The organism is Streptomyces malachitofuscus (assembly GCF_055571035.1).
Map to the genome: position 1 here is coordinate 101,342 of NZ_JBVIGA010000024.1, position 15,654 is coordinate 116,995.

General features: G+C 70.7%; 12 protein-coding genes and 1 tRNA gene. 8 read left to right on the top strand and 5 right to left on the bottom strand.

Going from position 1 to position 15,654, the window contains the following annotated elements:
* Positions 1-53 precede the first annotated feature (53 nt).
* Positions 54-1,244 (top strand): zinc-dependent alcohol dehydrogenase, encoded by a 1,191-nt coding sequence (locus ACZ44S_RS29955; RefSeq protein WP_466934358.1) that lies wholly within the window; start codon positions 54-56, stop codon positions 1,242-1,244.
* Between the two features lies 1 nt (position 1,245).
* Here the strand turns inward: ACZ44S_RS29955 and ACZ44S_RS29960 are convergent, their stop codons facing one another.
* Entirely contained in the window at positions 1,246-2,313 is a 1,068-nt protein-coding gene (locus ACZ44S_RS29960; RefSeq protein ID WP_466934359.1) for an ATP-dependent DNA ligase, read from the bottom strand.
* 74 nt (positions 2,314-2,387) lie between these two features.
* On the opposite strand from ACZ44S_RS29960, the gene ligD reads away from it, so the two are divergent.
* Entirely contained in the window at positions 2,388-3,410 is a 1,023-nt protein-coding gene (gene ligD, locus ACZ44S_RS29965) for a non-homologous end-joining DNA ligase (RefSeq protein WP_466934361.1), read from the top strand.
* A 28-nt stretch (positions 3,411-3,438) separates the two neighbouring features.
* Here the strand turns inward: ligD and ACZ44S_RS29970 are convergent, their stop codons facing one another.
* Together ACZ44S_RS29970 and ACZ44S_RS29975 are read right to left on the bottom strand one after the other, a co-directional pair.
* Positions 3,439-5,631 (bottom strand): OmpL47-type beta-barrel domain-containing protein, encoded by a 2,193-nt coding sequence (locus ACZ44S_RS29970; RefSeq protein WP_466934445.1) that lies wholly within the window; start codon positions 5,629-5,631, stop codon positions 3,439-3,441.
* A gap of 23 nt (positions 5,632-5,654) precedes the next feature.
* Positions 5,655-8,162, bottom strand: a complete 2,508-nt coding sequence (locus ACZ44S_RS29975) for a ThuA domain-containing protein (protein ID WP_466934362.1) — start codon at positions 8,160-8,162, stop codon at positions 5,655-5,657.
* A gap of 201 nt (positions 8,163-8,363) precedes the next feature.
* Here ACZ44S_RS29975 and ACZ44S_RS29980 point away from each other — a divergent pair, with 201 nt between their 5' ends.
* The 6 genes from ACZ44S_RS29980 (at position 8,364) to ACZ44S_RS30005 (ending at position 13,525) form a co-directional block, all read left to right on the top strand.
* The gene (locus tag ACZ44S_RS29980) at positions 8,364-9,356 is read left to right on the top strand and encodes a multicopper oxidase domain-containing protein (protein WP_466934364.1); all 993 of its coding nucleotides are present in this window, start codon (positions 8,364-8,366) and stop codon (positions 9,354-9,356) included.
* A gap of 85 nt (positions 9,357-9,441) precedes the next feature.
* Positions 9,442-10,470 (top strand): LacI family DNA-binding transcriptional regulator, encoded by a 1,029-nt coding sequence (locus tag ACZ44S_RS29985; RefSeq protein WP_466934365.1) that lies wholly within the window; start codon positions 9,442-9,444, stop codon positions 10,468-10,470.
* Positions 10,471-10,680: 210 nt separating this feature from the next.
* Positions 10,681-11,475 (top strand): VOC family protein, encoded by a 795-nt coding sequence (locus tag ACZ44S_RS29990; RefSeq protein ID WP_466934367.1) that lies wholly within the window; start codon positions 10,681-10,683, stop codon positions 11,473-11,475.
* Between the two features lie 129 nt (positions 11,476-11,604).
* Positions 11,605-11,850, top strand: a complete 246-nt coding sequence (locus ACZ44S_RS29995; RefSeq protein ID WP_466934368.1) for a WhiB family transcriptional regulator — start codon at positions 11,605-11,607, stop codon at positions 11,848-11,850.
* Between the two features lie 213 nt (positions 11,851-12,063).
* Complete coding sequence (locus tag ACZ44S_RS30000; RefSeq protein ID WP_466934370.1) at positions 12,064-13,392, top strand: SDR family NAD(P)-dependent oxidoreductase; 1,329 nt, start codon at positions 12,064-12,066, stop codon at positions 13,390-13,392.
* A gap of 55 nt (positions 13,393-13,447) precedes the next feature.
* Positions 13,448-13,525 (top strand) — tRNA-Trp (locus ACZ44S_RS30005).
* Positions 13,526-13,544: 19 nt separating this feature from the next.
* On the opposite strand, the gene ACZ44S_RS30010 is transcribed toward ACZ44S_RS30005, so the two are convergent.
* A complete protein-coding gene (locus ACZ44S_RS30010) occupies positions 13,545-14,519 on the bottom strand; it encodes an acyl-ACP desaturase (RefSeq protein WP_466934372.1) in 975 nt (324 codons plus the stop codon).
* Positions 14,520-14,733: 214 nt separating this feature from the next.
* Positions 14,734-15,510 carry a dimethylargininase gene (gene ddaH, locus ACZ44S_RS30015; RefSeq protein ID WP_466934373.1) on the bottom strand — a complete coding sequence of 259 codons (777 nt, stop codon included), beginning with the start codon at positions 15,508-15,510 and terminating at the stop codon, positions 14,734-14,736.
* Between the last annotated feature and the right edge of the window lie 144 nt (positions 15,511-15,654).

The window sequence follows — 15,654 nt, forward strand, 5'->3', positions numbered from 1 at the left end:
GGACGCCCACCGCACGAGCGGCACACGGGCCGGCACGGAGGGAGCAGACGGCGATGAGGGCAGTGACCTGGCAGGGAAAGCGGGACGTACGCGTGGAGAACGTGCCCGACCCACGGATCGAGGAGCCGACGGACGCGGTCATCCGCATCACCTCCACGGGACTGTGCGGATCCGACCTCCATCTGTACGAGGTGCTGACCCCGTTCATGACCCCGGGCGACATCCTCGGCCATGAGCCGATGGGCATCGTCGAGGAGGTCGGCGCGGCGGTGCCCGACCTCCAGGTCGGTGACCGGGTCGTGGTGCCGTTCCAGATCGCCTGCGGCAACTGCTGGATGTGCCTGACCGGACTGCCCACCCAGTGCGAGACCACCCAGGTCAGCGCCGAGGGCATGGGCGCCGCGCTGTTCGGCTACACCCGGCTGTACGGCGCGGTGCCGGGCGCCCAGGCCGAGTACCTGCGGGTCCCGCAGGCCCAGTACGGCCCGATCAAGGTCCCCGAGGGGCCGTCCGACGACCGCTTCGTCTACCTCTCCGACGTCCTGCCCACCGCCTGGCAGGCGGTCGCCTACGCCGGGGTCCCCAAGGGCGGCAGCGTCGCCGTGCTCGGGCTCGGCCCCATCGGCGACATGGCCTGCCGGGTCGCCCAGGTCCAGGGCGCCGGCCAGGTGTTCGGCGTGGACATGGTCCCGGAACGGCTGAACAGGGCCAAGGAACGGGGCGTGGAGACCTTCGACCTGCGCTCCTTCGACGACCACAAGGAACTGGTCGCCGCCATCCGCGACCGAACCGACGGACGCGGCCCCGACGCCGTGATCGACGCGGTCGGCACCGAGGCCCACGGCAGCGCCGCGGCGCGCATGGTGCAGAACGCCTCGGCGCTGCTGCCCCGCAAACTGAGCGGCCCGATGGCGGAACGCTTCAGCGTGGACCGCCTCGCCGCCCTCCACACCGCCATCGACCTGGTACGCCGCGGCGGCACCATCTCCATCAGCGGCGTCTACGGCGGCATGGCCGACCCGATGCCCATGCTCACCCTGTTCGACAAGCAGATCCAGATGCGCATGGGCCAGGCGAACGTACGCCGCTGGAGCGACGAGATCATCCCCTACCTCACCGACGAGGACCCCCTCGGCGTGGACGACTTCGCCACCCACCGGGTGTCGTTGAGCGAGGCACCGGAGGCCTACGCGATGTTCCAGGAGAAGCGCGACGGCGCCGTCAAGGTGCTGATGCAGCCCTGACTCACGGCCCGCCGAGAATCTCGGCCAGGTCGTAGCGGACCGGCTCCTCCAACTGCGCGTAGGTGCAGCTCTCGGGAGCGCGGTCCGGGCGCCAGCGACGGAAGCGGGCGGTGTGCCGGAAACGCTGCCCGTTCTCCATGTGGTCGTAGGCCACCTCGGCCACCCGCTCCGGCCGCAGCGGCACCCACGACAGGTCCTTGCCCCCCGACCAGCGGCTCGGGGCCCCGGGCAGCCGCGCCGACTCGTGCGCCGCCTCGTCCGCCCAGGCCGCCCACGGATGGCCCGACACGTCGTCCATCCGCAGCGGAGCCAACTCCTCGATCAGCTCCGCGCGCCGCTTCATGGGGAACGCCGCGGACACGCCGACATGCTGGAGGCGGCCGCCGTCGTCGTACAGGCCCAGCAGCAGCGAGCCCACGACCGGGCCGCTCTTGTGGAGCCGGTAGCCGGCGACGACCACGTCGGCCGTGCGCTCGTGCTTGATCTTGAACATGGCCCGCTCGTCCTGGCGGTAGCGCAGATCCATCGGCTTGGCGATCACACCGTCCAGGCCGGCCCCCTCGTACTGCTCGAACCACCCCCGGGCCACCTCGACGTCGGTCGTCGCCGGCGCCACATGCACCGGCGGCGTGACCCCCTCCAGCGCCCGGACCAGCAGCTCCCGGCGGTCCGACAGCGGGACGTCCAGCAGCGACTCGTCCGCCAGCGCCAGGACGTCGAAGGCGACGAAGGACGCCGGGGTCCGTTCGGCGAGCATCCGCACCCTCGAGTCCGCCGGATGGATGCGCTCGGTGAGCGCGTCGAAGTCGAGATGCCCCTCCCGGGCGATGACGATCTCCCCGTCCAGCACGCAGCGCCTTGGCAACCGCTCCCGCACCGCCGCCACCACCTCGGGGAAATACCTGGTCAGCGACTTCCCCGTACGGCTCCCCAGCTCGACCTCGTCCCCGTCGCGGAACACGATCGCCCGGAACCCGTCCCACTTGGCCTCGTACTGCATCCCGGGCGGGATCTTCGCCACGGACTTGGCGAGCATCGGCTTCACGGGCGGCATGACGGGAAGATCCATGCTCCGATTCTGCGCGCCCACGCCCGTTGTCGCCCGGTGTGCGGGGTAGGTGTCCCGCCTCTACCGTGGCTCGCATGGGTGACGCGGTGGAACTCGAGGTGGCCGGCCGGACCGTACGGCTGTCCAGTCCGGACAAGGTCTTCTTCCCGGAGCACGGCTACACCAAGCTGGACGTCGCCCGCTACTACCAGGCGGTCGCCCCCGGACTGCTGCGCGCCCTGCGCGACCGGCCCACCACCCTGCAGCGCTACCCCGACGGCATCACCGGCGAGTGGTTCTACCAGAAGCGCGCCCCCAAGGGCATGCCCGACTGGATCCCCACCGCGCACATCACCTTCCCCAGCGGCCGCAGCGCCGACGAGATGTGCCCCACCGAGGAGGCGGCCGTGGTGTGGGCGGCCCAGTACGGCACGCTCGTCTTCCACCCCTGGCCGGTGCGCCGCACGGACGTGGACCACCCCGACGAACTGCGCATCGACCTCGATCCGCAGCCCGGCACCGACTACGACGACGCCGTCCGGGCCGCCGGCGAACTGCGCGCCGTCCTCGACGCGTACGGGATGCGCGGCTGGCCGAAGACCTCCGGCGGACGAGGCCTCCATGTGTTCGTGCCGATCGAACCGCGCTGGACCTTCACCCAGGTCCGCCGCGCCGCCATCGCCGTGGGCCGGGAACTGGAACGCCGGATGCCGAAGCAGGTGACCATCAAGTGGTGGAAGGAGGAGCGCGGGGAACGCATCTTCGTCGACTACAACCAGACCGCCCGCGACCGCACCATCGCCTCCGCCTATTCCGTGCGGCCCCACCCGCACGCTCCCGTCTCGGCGCCGCTGCGCTGGGAGGAGGTCCATGCCGCGCATCCGCGGGACTTCGACATCATGACCATGCCCGCGCGCTTCGCCGAACTCGGCGACGTGCACGCGGACATGGACGCTCACGCGTTCTCGCTGGAGCCCCTGCTCGAACTCGCCCGCCGCGACGAACACGACCACGGCCTGGGCGATCTGCCGTACCCGCCCGAGTATCCGAAGATGCCGGGCGAACCCAGCCGGGTCCAGCCGAGCCGGGCCAGGAAGCCGAAGCCCTCGGCCTCCTGACCCGGGATGACCGCAGTACCCGTGGGTGCTACAGGTCCTTGATCCGGACGTCCCGGTAGGAGACGACGTCCGTCGTGCCGTGCACCTGCAGTCCGATGTAACCGGAGGCGAACCGCCGCCCGTCCGTGCCCGGGTCGTCCGAGCGCGGCGGGGTGAAGTCCTGGCCGCCGGTGTTGTCGAACTCGTTGATCAGCACGCCGTTGCGGTAGACCGAGTAGTGCTGGTCCACCACGCGGATCTCGTAGTCGTTCCAGGTGCCCTTCTGTGTCACGCCCGCGCCGGCCAGGCCCACCCGGTCGAAGCCGTAGACGGAGCCGGTCTTGTACATGTCGCCGGTGGGCGAGTCGAACACCTGGATCTCGTGCCCGAACTTGATGGCGGCCCACTCCGGCCGGGGCTCCTCCGGGTGGTCGTGGATCTGCGGGAACCGCACGAACACACCGGAGTTGGCGTTGCCGGTGCCCGGGGCGTCGTCACGCCACTGGAGCTTCAGCGAGAAGTCGCCGTACTTGCGCTCGGGGAACCACAGCATGCCCAGACCGCCCCGGGTGGTGCCGGAGGTGATCGACCCGTCCGGGTTCAGCCCGAACGAACCGCCGCCCACGTGCTCCCACTTGGCGAAGGTCTCCTGGGTGCCGTCGAGGATCTTGCGGTAGCCCTCGGTCTGGCCGGGCTTGCCGATGCCGGACTGACGGGCGGCCTGGTTGATCGCCCGCTTCTCCCGCTTGTCGATGACCCCTTCCTTCTTGAGCGCGTCCACGACGCTCCGCACATGCTTGAGGAACAGCGCCTGCGAGGTCCACTCCTTCTCGTCCTCGATCAGCTCACCGATCCGGCAGCGGTTGTTGGTCACCCGGTTCGGCACACCCGAGTCGACCGTGCCGACGAACACCGTCAACCGCTCGTCGTACTCCGGGCAGTTGGGCGCGGGCACCCCGCCGTCCGCCACGACCGTGAAGCTCACGGTGAGCGGCTCGGAGGTGTTGCCGGCCTTGTCGCTCGCCCGGTAGGCCACGGTGTGCCGGCCCGCCCGGTCGACGACCACGGGCCCGGTGTAGGCCAGGTACGGGCCGCCGTCCAGCGAGTACTCGACGGCCGCGACCCCGGAACCCCCGTGCCCGTCGTCCGCGGTGACGGTCACGGTGGCGTCACCGACGTACGCGCCGTCGGAGTTCCTGGTGCCCTCCACGGTCACACCGGTCGCCGGCGGGGTGGTGTCCTGCGGGGGAGCGGCGACGACGGTGAACTCCACGCTCTTGGCCGCCGCCGTGTTGCCCGCCTTGTCGGTGGCGCGGTAGCGCACGGTGTGCGTGCCCACCTCGTGCACCATCACCGGTCCGGTGTACGCCTGCCAGGGACCGTCGGCCCCGAGGGCGTACTCGATGGTGTTGACGCCGGAGCCGGTGTCGGACGCGGTGACGGTGACCGTCGCCATGTCGATGTAGGCGCCGTCGTCGTTCTTCTCGCCGTCCACCGTCGCCGAGGTCTCCGGTGCGGTGGTGTCGTCCGTCGGCGGCGCGACGACGGTGAAGGCGACGCTCTTCTCCGCCGAGACGTTGCCCGCCTTGTCCAGGGCGCGGTAGCGCACCGTGTGCGCACCGACCTGGTCGACGACCACCGGGGCGGTGTACGGCTGCCAGGCGCCGTCGGCACCGAGGGCGTACTCGATCCGGTCCACGCCCGAGTCGTCGTCCGTGGCCTCGAGGGCCACGCTCGCCGAACCGACGTACTCGCCCTTGTCGTTCTGCGAGCCCGTCACCTTCGCCGTGGCCTCGGGAGCGGTGGTGTCCTCGCCGCCGCCCTCGGTCACCGTCAGGATGCCCTGCATCTCCCCGTGGCCGGGGATGGTGCAGTGGTAGAAGTAGCGGCCCGGGGTGAGCGTCACCTCCGCGGTGTGCCGGCCGCCCTGGGCGTCACTGGGGTTGGCCAGGATGTTGAGCTGGACGTCGTTGTTGAACTCCGGGTCGGAGGTCACGAACGTCAGCGTGTGCGGCATGCCGGTGGTGTTGCCGGTGGCCGCGCTGTTCTCGAAGACGATCGTCGCCGGGCCGGCCACCGCGGTCGTCGGCGCCGACGTGTACGCGGTGATGCTGTCGCCCGCGGTCCAGGTGAGCACCTGCGCCGCCGCCTCGCCGGCCGTGGACCCGGACTCGCCGGCCGAGGACGTCGTCGTCTGCAGACCGAGCATCATCAGCAGGGCGGCCAGCAGGCCGGCCCACACTCTTCGTTTCCGTGTCACTGGTTTCATCCGGCCTTCCTCGCCAGCTGACCGGCGGCCGGGGTCGGGCCGCCGCCCGTGTAGGTGACCCGCCACAGCGCGGACTTGGCGTCCGAGGTGAAGAAGCCGCGGCCGTAGTCGAGGACGTACAGCGCGCCGTCCGGACCGAACGTCCAGCCCATCAGGTTCCTGATGCCGTCGTTGCCGACGGGCACGATCTTCTTCAGGGACTCCGAGTGCACCGGGAGACCGCCGTCGCCCTGCGTCTTCGGGTCCATGAGCACCGCGTTGCGCGGCTGGTCGGCGTCGTAGAAGTCACCGACGAACCACTTGCCGTCCCAGTAGGCCGGCCACTTGACGTCACTGGAACTGCCCGCGTCGTAGCGGTAGACCGGGCCGTTCATCGCGGCCTGGCCGCCGCCCTTCAGCCAGGGCAGCCGGTAGGTGGCCTGGTCCTGCACGTACGACGGGATGCCGTTCGCGTCGCGCGGGTAGTCCGGGGCGCCGCCCTGCGGCGAGTACCAGATGTTGTTGCCGGTCACCGGCGGCAGATTGACCAGGCCGTCGTTGTTCGGCGACTCGTTCTTCGGGTGGTCGCAGTCGTACCAGCCGAGCGGCTTGGACGGGTCCGGCAGGTTCCGGTCCCGGTAGGGCTGCTTGTTGCCCATGCAGTACGGCCAGCCACGGTTGGACGCCTCGGTGATGACGGCGAACGTGTCGTACTTCGCCGGGCCCCACACGGTCGACGGGGAACCGGCGTCCGGGCCGACCCAGCCCGCGTAGAGGATGTCTGTCTTCTTGTCGACGGAGATGCGCGCCGGGTTGCGCACCCCCATCACATAGATCTCGCCGCGCGTCTTGCCGCCGCCCTCGGCGGTCTCCTCGCCGGTGAACAGGTTGCCCTCGGGGAGGGTGTACGTGCCGTCCGGCTCGGGGTGGATGCGCAGGATCTTGCCGTTGAGGTTGTTGGTGTTGCCGGCCGTGCGGCGCGCGTCCGCGAAGGACACGCCCTTGTAGTTGGGCTCGGGGTTGTTGCCCGAGTAACCGCCGCTGAAGCCGCTGGAGTTGTTGTCACCGGTGGCGATGTACAGATTGCCCTTGGAGTCCCAGGCCATCCCGCCGCCGGCGTGGCAGCAGCTATGGATCTGCACCGGCCACTTCAGCAGCACCTTCTCGCTGCTCAGGTCCAGCTTGTCGGTGGCGTGGTCGAGCGTGAAGCGGGAGACCCGCCGCTCGGCCATGCGGGTGTCCCGGTTGATCTCGGAGTGGGGCGTGTAGTGCAGGTACACCCATCCGTTCTGCTCGAACGCCGGGTCCAGTTCGATGCCGAGCAGGCCCTCCTCGACCTTCCTCAGCTCGTCGCCGCCGCCCTTGTTGCCGAAGACCGTGAGCGCTCCGGCCAGGGTGACCTTCTCGGTCTTCGGGTCGTAGACGTGGATCTCGCCCTTGCCCTTGCCGATGTCCGGGTCGTTCCAGTCGGTGACCACGGGCTGCGAGGCGTCCGCGCCGCCGCGGCCGATGTAGAAGACCCGTCCGTCGGGCGCGGTGACCAGGCCGTGCGGCTCGCCGATCTGGTCGTTCTGCCCGGGCTGGTTGGGCTTGGTGAGCCGCTCCGCCTTGTAGTTGCCGGTGATGGTGGCCTTGCAGTCGGCCTGGACGAGCCGGTTGGTCCACAGCAGGGCGCCGCGCAGATGCTCGCGGAAGTCGGTCTCGTCGTACGACGACACCGTGCCGCCCATGCCGGTGTAGAAGGACCGGCCGCCGTCGTAGTCACGGCACCAGCTGACCGGGTGGTCCCAGCCGCCCGCGCCCGCACCGGGCGCGTAGGTCGACTCGCGGACCCTGGCGACCGTGTGCACGTCGCCGGACGGGTTCTTCACCCAGTTCAGCCATTTGTCGGGCCGCTTCCACTCCATCGGCAGACCCTTGGTCGCCGGATGCGCGCGGTCGCCGACCTCCACGGTCGCCCGCTGCACCTTGTCGGGGCTCGAGGCGGCCGGGCGGGCGCCGATCAGACCGGTGAACCAGTCCGAGTACGGCTCCGCGCGGGCGGCGTCGTGCAGACCGACGAAACCGCCGCCGGCCTCCATGTACGCCTCGAGGCCCGCCTCCTGGTCCGGGTCGAGGACGTCGCCGCCGCCGGTCAGGAACACGATCGTGTTGAACCGGCCCAGCTTCTTGGCGTTGGTGAAGACCGAGGCGTCGCCGGTGGCGGTGACCCGGAACCGCTGCTCCGCCGGGCCGGAGAGCCCGATCCTCTCGATCGCCGCGATCCCGGCGTTCACCAGGGGCGACTCGTCGCCGCCGGCCGCCGAACCGTGGAACAGCAGCACACGTACGTTCGCGCCGCCCGGGGGCGACTTGATGGACATCGTTGTCAGGGACGGATCCGGGGCCGGGCGCGCGCTGGCGGGACCCGACAGCAGGCCGGCGGCGACGACACCGGCGGCCACGGTGGCCGCCCAGGCCCGTCGTCTGAATCTCGTCCTTCGTGCGTTCGAGGTACTCGACGTGTCCAACCCTGCTAAATGCATGGGTTCGTGATGCGATGTGGACCGCACGTGGCTACCCACCCTTCCTCGGTCGCAGCAACAGCGTCAAGGAAGCTAGACCTCTTTGCGCCACACGCCAATACCTATCGCAGCAATGAACCAAACTTTGTCCTGAGTGTGGATAAACAGCGGGGCGGCCGCTACGGTTTCCCAGGTTCATGACAGCCACGTGGGGAGTTCGGCATGGACAGACGCGGGTTCAACCGTCGGGTACTGCTGGGCGGCGCCGTAGCGGCGACATCGTTGTCCATGGCACCCGAGGCCGTGAGCGCGGACAAGCCGGCGAAGACCGCGCCCGCCGGCGGCGAGGTGCGGCGCATCAAGATGTACGCCGAACGGCTGGACGGCGGACGGATGGGCTACGGCTTCGAGAAGGGCAAGGCGTCCGTCCCCGGCCCCCTGATCGAGCTCAACGAGGGCGACACCCTGCACATCGAGTTCGAGAACACCATGGACGTACCCGTGAGCCTGCACGTCCACGGCCTCGACTACGAGATCTCCAGCGACGGCACCAAGCAGAACAAGAGCGACGTCGAGCCCGGCGGCACCCGCACCTACACCTGGCGCACCCACAAGCCGGGCCGGCGCTCCGACGGAACCTGGCGGGCCGGCAGCGCCGGCTACTGGCACTACCACGACCACGTCGTCGGCACGGTGCACGGCACCGGAGGCATCCGCAACGGGCTCTACGGCCCCGTGATCGTCCGCCGCAAGGGCGACGTCCTGCCCGACGCGACCCACGCCATCGTCTTCAATGACATGTCGATCAACAACAAGCCCGCCCACACCGGCCCCAACTTCGAGGCCACCGTGGGCGACCGCGTCGAGATCGTCATGATCACGCACGGCGAGTACTACCACACCTTCCACATGCACGGTCACCGCTGGGCCGACAACCGCACGGGCATGCTCACCGGGCCCGACGACCCGAGCCAGGTCATCGACAACAAGATCTGCGGCCCCGCCGACTCCTTCGGCTTCCAGATCATCGCGGGGGAGGGCGTCGGAGCGGGCGCCTGGATGTACCACTGCCATGTCCAGAGCCACTCCGACATGGGCATGGTCGGCCTGTTCCTGGTGAAGAAACCGGACGGCACCATCCCGGGGTACGACCCGGACGAACACGAGCACGCCCATGAGCCCGCCGCCGAGGAGGAACCGACGCACGAGCACTGACGGCGCCGGACATGATCCGAGAGCGCCCTCGCCCGTGGATGGCCGGGGATATCCTTTCCCGCATCCGCAGGTGAGGAGCGCCCAAGTGACCGAGACAGTGCCGCGCCCCACGCTGGAGGCGGTGGCCGCACGGGCCGGGGTCTCCCGGGCCACGGTCTCCCGCGTGGTCAACGGTTCCGACGCGGTGCGTGAACCCCTGGCCGAACGGGTGAGGCAGGCGGTGGAAGAACTCGGGTACGTCCCCAACCAGGCCGCTCGCAGCCTGGTGACCAAGCGGCACGACGCCGTCGCCGTCATCGTCGCCGAACCGGAGACCCGCGTCTTCGCCGACCCCTTCTTCGCCCGCCAGCTGCGCGGCATCAGCAAGGAACTGACCGCCCACGACAGCCAGCTCGTCCTGCTGCTCACCGAGGACCGCGACGACCACGCCCGCGTCGGCCGCTACCTCGCCGGCGGCCATGTCGACGGCGCGCTGGTCATCTCGCTCCACGTCGACGACCCGCTGCCCGGGCTGATCCGGAGCGCCGGGGTCCCGACCGTGTTCGGTGGCCGGCCCGACTTCAGCGGCGGGCGGGACGGCGTCGTCTACGTCGACTGCGACAACCGGGGCGGCGCCCGCGACGCCGTGCGGCATCTCATCGGCCTCGGCCGCGGCCGCATCGCCCACATCACCGGCGCCCTCGACCAGACCTCGGCCGTGGACCGGCTCGACGGCTACCGCGACGCCGTGGCCGGCGCCGATCCCCGGCTGGTCGTGGAGGGCGACTTCACCTCGGCGAGCGGCGAGCGGGCGATGCGGGAACTCCTCGAGCACAGCCCCGGCCTCGACGCGGTGTTCGCCGCCAACGACCTCATGGCGGCGGGCGCGCTGCGCGTGCTGCGCGAACGGGGGCGGCGGGTGCCGGACGACGTGGCGGTGGTCGGCTTCGACGACATGCTCCCGATCGCCGAACAGACGGAACCCCCGCTCACCACGGTCCGCCAGGACATAGAGGAGATGGGACGCCTGATGGCCCGCCTGTTGCTGCGCACGCTCGACGGCACGGGTGCGCAGGACCAGGCCGCGGGCGGCCTGATCCTCCCGACGACACTGATCCGCCGCGCGTCGGCGTGACTCCGCTGGTCGGCCCTGAACGAGCCTCGTCCTCTAACTCCTCCATACGGGCTGAATTCAGCCCCTCCGGCGTTCGAGGAGCGGGAGTCCGGGGGGAGCGCCCCGGGAACGGGAAGGCGCGGCGGGGGCGAGAAACGCTGCGCCCGTCCGGGTGCTCCGGCGGTGATTGTCAGTGGCTGGTGGAAGACTCCCACCGGAGGAGGAGACACCATGCTCACCACCCACTTCGTCAACGGCGCCCCGAACTGGATCGACGTCGGCACCTCCGACATGGACGGCGCCGCGTCCTTCTACGGCGCCCTGTTCGGCTGGGAGTTCCGCTCGGCGGGGCCCGACGCCGGCGGCTACGGCTTCTTCGAGCTGGCCGGACGCATCGTCGCGGGCGGCATGCAGAGCGCCCCGCAACAGGGCCCGCCCGCGTGGACCGTCTACTTCCGGACCTCCGACGCGGACGCCACCGCGCGGGCCGCCCAGCAGGCCCGGGGCGGTGTGACCATGCCGCCCATGGACGTGATGGAGCAGGGCAGAACGGCGATCCTCACCGACCAGGCGGGCGTCCCCTTCGGCATCTGGGAGCCCTCCCTGCGCAAGGGCATCGAAGCGGCCGGCGAGGCGGGCTCCCTGTGCTGGGTCGAGCTCTACACCCCGGACATCGCCCGGACCGCCGCCTTCTACCACTCCACCCTCGGCTGGGAGACCTCGGCGGTGACCTTTCCCGCCGGTGTCTACACCTCCGTCAACCCCGCCGGGACGGGGGAGGAGGGCATGTTCGGCGGGCTGGTCCCGCTGGCCGACGACCCCGTCGAGGCGGAGAGCGGACTCCCCTACTGGCTGCCCTACATCGGGGTGGAGGATCCGGACGCGGTCGTCGCCCGGGCCGTCGAGCTGGGCGGCAGGGTACGGATGCCCGCCACGTCCCTCGCCGGTGTCGGCCGGCTCGCCCGCCTGGAGGATCCGTACGGCGCGCGCTTCGCGGTCCTCAAGGGGGATCCCCGCCAGACGTGAACCCCGGCGCGCCGCCGTGCGGGCCGGGCCGCCCGGCGCCATCATCATGCGGTCACGGGAGCCGGCCGCGCCCCGGACGTTGATACGGCGTTGATCGAACGTTTTTCGCCGTCCGGCACGCTTCCGGCCATGCACATCGACACATTCCCGTCGCCCGACCTCGCCTGGCAGGAGGAGGCGTTGTGCGCGCAGACGGGAGGAGAATTCTTCTTCCCCGAGCCCGGCAGTTCGGTCCGCGAGGCCAAGCGTATCTGCGGCCTCTGCCCGATCCGCGCCACCTGCCTCGAGTACGCCCTGACCAACGACATGCGCTTCGGTGTCTGGGGCGGCCTGTCGGAGAAGGAGCGCCTGGAACTGCGGCGCACCGGACGGTAGTTCCCTGACGGTCACCGCCCGTCAGGGCGGGGAAAACCGGTACGGGCCACGTGGCTCCGGTGGCTACGATCGATCCGGCCCGCACGGCGGTTCGCAGCCGGTCGTCCGGGCCGCACAGGGGCGGACGGCGGAGCGGACGCCTTTCCACGGCAGGGAGGGCACACCGGTCCGCGTCCGGCGCGTCCCCCGGCACGACACACACGGGGGCGCCTCATGGGCGACGGCATCACCGAGGAAGAGCTGTCCGCCTTCCACCGCACGGTCGGCCGGCTGCGCCGGCTGCCCGCCGACGACCCGGTGCGCCTGCGCACCGAACATGTCGCCGCCTCCTTCGTACGCGACGGACAGGCCCGGCGCCGCAGGGCGCGCAACGATGCGGCGTCCGCGGCCGACGCCGCGACGATGGCCGCCACGGCCACCGGCGCGCCGGACCGCCGCGAGGACGCCCCGCTGGTGGCCCCGGGCCGTCCAGGTGTCTTCCACCGGTCGCGCCACTGCTATGTCTGCAAGTCGTCCTATCGACAGGTCGATGCCTTCTACCACCGGCTCTGCCCGGGCTGCGCCGTCGACAACCGCGCCCGGCGCCGACTCTCCACCGATCTGACCGGCCGCCGCGCCCTGCTCACCGGCGGCCGGGTGAAGATCGGCTTCCAGCTGGCGCTGATGCTGCTGCGCGACGGCGTGGAGCTGACCGTCACCAGCCGCTTCCCGCACGACACCGCCCGCCGTTTCCGGGCGGAGCCCGACTGCGCGAACTGGCTCGACCGGCTCCGCATACTCGCCGTCGACCTGCGCGACCCCCGCCAGGTGCTGGGGCTGTGCGAGGAACTGCGCGGCGAGGGCGAACCCTTGGACATCCTCGTCAACAACGCCGCGCAGACCGTGCGGCGGCCGCCGGAGTCGTACGCGCTGCTCGCCTCCGGTGAGCGGGACGAACTGCCCGAGGGGGCGCGCCGTGCGCCGGGCTTCACCCCGATGCGGACGCTCGGCGACGGACGCGCCACGCTGCCGGTGGCCCTGCGCGAGGCCGACGAGGCCGGACTGCTGCCCGACCCGTCCCCGGAGAACTCCTGGTCGGCCAGGCTCGGCGCGCTCGACCCCGCCGAAGTGCTGGAGACCCAGCTCGTCAACGCCCTCGCCCCGGCGCTGCTGTGCGACCGGCTGCTGCCCCTGCTGCTCGCCTCACCGCACCCACGGCGCTACGTCGTCAACGTGACCGCTGTGGAGGGCCGGTTCGCGGTGCGCAACAAGATGCCCGGCCATCCGCACACCAACATGGCCAAGGCCGCGCTCAACATGCTCACCCGCACCAGCGCGGCCGCACTCGCCGAACAAGGCGTGTACATGTGCGCCGTGGACACCGGCTGGATCACCGACGAGAACCCCGCACCGAAGAAGTCCCGTATCGCGCGGGCCGGCTTCCGCACCCCGCTGGACGTCGTCGACGGGGCGGCCCGTGTCTACGACCCCATCGTGCGGGGAGAGGCCGGGGACCCGGTGGCCGGCGTATTCCTGAAGGACTACCAGGAGGCGGCCTGGTGATCCGCCGAAACTGACTGGTGGGACCCGGCCCGATCCCTTTACCCTGCGTACAGGGGCGGGGTCGTAGCGCAGAGGCCGACGCGCCGGGTCTCCAAAACCGGGAAGACGCTGGTTCGAATCCAGCCGCCCCGCCCTCCTCGGCCCGGCAGGTCTCAGCCGCCGGCGCGGGCCGCCATCCGGGCCTTGCGGGCAGCGAGCTTCTCGTCGAACTTGGCGGCTTCGGCGTCCAGGCCGCCCATGAACAGACCCAGTTCCTCCTGGGCCTTGACGCCCTCGGGGCCCAGCCCGTCGATCTCCAGGACCTTCAGGAAGCGGAGCACCGGCTGGATCACGTCGTCGTGGTGGATGCGCAGGTTGTACACCTCGCCGATGGCCATCTGCGCGGCCGCCCGCTCGAACCCGGGGATGCCGTGGCCGGGCATCCGGAAGTTCACCACGACGTCGCGCACCGCCTGCATGGTGAGGTCCGGGGCCAGTTCGAACGCCGACTTGAGGAGGTTGCGGTAGAAGACCATGTGCAGGTTCTCGTCGGTCGCGATGCGGGCCAGCATGCGGTCGCAGACCGGGTCACCCGACTGGTGGCCGGTGTTGCGGTGCGAGATGCGGGTGGCCAGTTCCTGGAAGGCGACATAGGCGATCGAGTGGAGCATCGAGTGCCGGTTGTCCGACTCGAAGCCCTCGCTCATGTGCGCCATGCGGAACTGCTCCAGCTTGTCCGGGTCCACGGCCCGCGAGGCGAGCAGATAGTCCCGCATCACGATGCCGTGCCGGCCTTCCTCGGCCGTCCAGCGGTGCACCCAGGTGCCCCAGGCGCCCTCGCGGCCGAACAGCGTGGCGATCTCGTGGTGGTAGCTGGGGAGGTTGTCCTCGGTCAGCAGATTCACCACCAGCGCGATCCGGCCGACCTCGGTGACCTTCGACTGCTCCTTGTCCCAGGCCTCGCCGTCCTCGAAGAAGCCGGGGAAGTTGCGGCCGTCGCTCCACGGCACGTACTCGTGCGGCATCCAGTCCTTGGTGACCTTCAGATGCCGGTTGAGCTCCTTCTCGACCACTTCTTCCAGTGCGTACAACAGCCGGGCGTCGGTCCAGACGGAAGGGCTGCCGAGGTGAGGAGAAGTGAGCGACACGGGTGACTCCAGGGGGACGGTGACATGTGGAGGTCCGGCGAGCGGTGCCGGGAACCTACGGAATCGTAGGCTACGAAGCCGTAGGTTACGAAGCCGTAGGTTAAGACCACCGTAAAGACCGCTGATCAGCGGGGGTCCGTACGAGCGGGCGGCGCGCCACCACATGCCCCGGAGCCGCAGGTCGCTGCGCCGTACGGGTGATGACGGTCCGGGGTCAGGCGTACAGCTCCCGCAGGCGCACCGAGAGGCACGTCACACACCCCTCGAGCTTCTCGAACTCGCCGATGTCCACCAGGACCGGCTCGTAGCCGAGATCCGCGTACAGCTCCGCGGTCTTCGGCGCGCTCGCCGCCATCAGCAGCTTGTCCCCGCCGAGCAGCACCACATGCGATCCGGACTCCTCCGGTACCGGCAGGAAGCGCGGAAACAGCGAGGGCGCGTCCATGGCCGGGATGTGCCCGACGACCGTCCCGTCAGGCAGCGCCGTGACCGCGGACTTCAGGTGCAGCACCTTCGCGACCGGCACCGCGACGACCCGCGCGCCCAGCGGCTCGAACGCGGCCCGCACCTGCTGCACCCCGGCGGCGTTCGTGCGCCCGCCCCGGCCGACGTACACCGTGTCGCCCACCTTCAGCACGTCGCCGCCGTCCAGTGTGCCCGGCTCCCAGACCCAGTTCACCGAGCAGCCCAGGGACGCCACGGCCTCCTCGACCCCGGACGTCTCCCCACGCCGGGACTCCGCGCCGGACCGCGCGATCAGCGCCACGTTCCGGAACATGACCACCGTGTCCTCCACGAAGACCGAGTCCGGGCAGTCGTCGGCCGGGTCCACCTCGATCGTCTCCCAGCCGTGGGCGCGCAGGGCCTCCGTGTACGCCTCCCACTGCTCCACCGCCCGGTCGAGGTCGACGTCCTCCCGTTCGACGTGCGTCACCAGACCTTCGGCCAGGCGGGGAGAGGGGCGGCGGACGAGGGCCTTCTTGCTGGGCACGGGTGCGCCTTTCGGACGGGACGACAGGGCGGCCGCCGCACCTGGGAGGCCCGGCGGGCCGGCCTCCCACGGGCGTCGGCGCAGCCATCATGCAGGGCGAATCCGGACAGGACCACCCCGGCGACGCCATGACGTACCACTGGG